This is a genomic window from Nocardioides cremeus (assembly GCF_030518195.1).
In the GTDB taxonomy this organism is placed as follows: domain Bacteria; phylum Actinomycetota; class Actinomycetes; order Propionibacteriales; family Nocardioidaceae; genus Nocardioides; species Nocardioides cremeus.
Genome location: NZ_JAULSC010000381.1, coordinates 1 through 238 on the forward strand (window position 1 = coordinate 1; position 238 = coordinate 238).

Consider the following 238-nt stretch of genomic DNA (forward strand, 5'->3'; position numbering starts at 1 on the left):
GCAGGTGGGTCAGGCCGGTGGCCCGGAAGTCGTCGGCCACCGCTGGGTCGAGGCCCACGTCGTCGCCGTCGACCAGGGCCGGCACCAGCACCCGCTCGGGGGCGGGTCGGTGTGCGACCGTGTCGCGCAGCGACTCGCGGACCGCACCGGCACCGCGCCACCACAGGTCGGGCGGGTCGCGCACCTGCGGGGCGCCGGTGGCGTCGAGGACCGCCGCCAGGTCGTCGCCGTCGGCGGG

The 238-nt window shown here is 79.0% G+C and carries 1 pseudogene; it reads right to left on the reverse strand.

The window, feature by feature from the left end:
* A pseudogene (locus tag QWJ41_RS21420) lies at positions 1–238 on the reverse strand (ComEC/Rec2 family competence protein); the annotation flags it as partial.